Genomic DNA, 734 nt, shown 5'->3' on the forward strand with positions numbered 1-734 from the left:
GAGGGGGAGGCTGCGGGGTCATGGGTCCTCGTTGGCAGGGGAGGTGAACAGACTGTCGGAAGGGAGGAGTTCAGCTGGCGGGGCTGCGCAGGATTACGCAGGCGACGCGCTGGCTGGTGAGGTCGTAGCGCGTGGCGTGGGCCCACCCGTCGCCGAGCCGGGCAAGGTGCTGTTCGGTCATGCCGCCGCGCAGAGTGCGGGCTTCGTGGTCGGTGGCGCGGACCTCGCTCAGGTACAACTGGCCGCCGGCGCGTAGCCAGTTGGTGCGGACGCGGTAGAGGAAGGCGTCGGGGTCGTCGAGCAGAGACACGGTCTGGCGGCACACGACCAGGTCGACACTGCGCGCGATCAGGCCGGGCGGGTCACCGAGGGAGAGGTCGTGGATGACGTACGGCAGCGGGCAGGGGGTGGCCTGGCGGGCCAGGGTGATGGAGGAGGGGGACCAGTCGATGCCTGTCACGTCCATCCCCGACGCGTACAGGTAGCGGGTGAAGTCCCCGGTGCCGCAGCCCGCATCGACCGCTTTCTTCCCGCGGTGGCCGGGGAAGCGCTGCTCGAAAAGGCGGAGCTCCTCGGCGGCGAGCGGGTGCAGGTAGACGCCGCTCGTGGCCACGAAATCCCAGAATGTGACGTCGCGCGGCGGTAACCGGAGCGGGCTGCTCGGCATGCGGACTATCCTCTCGGCCGCCCCAAGAAAGTGGGGCGAGATGGTTGATAACGGGCGGGATGAGGGT

The 734-nt window shown here is 69.5% G+C and carries 1 protein-coding gene; it reads right to left on the minus strand.

What is annotated here, in order from left to right:
- Positions 1-70 precede the first annotated feature (70 nt).
- The gene (locus ACJA3G_RS38030; RefSeq protein ID WP_406557552.1) at positions 71-613 is read right to left on the minus strand and encodes a class I SAM-dependent methyltransferase; all 543 of its coding nucleotides are present in this window, start codon (positions 611-613) and stop codon (positions 71-73) included.
- Positions 614-734: the final 121 nt, after the last annotated feature.

Source organism: Streptomyces sp. YS-3, assembly GCF_045257485.1.
Lineage (GTDB): Bacteria > Actinomycetota > Actinomycetes > Streptomycetales > Streptomycetaceae > Streptomyces.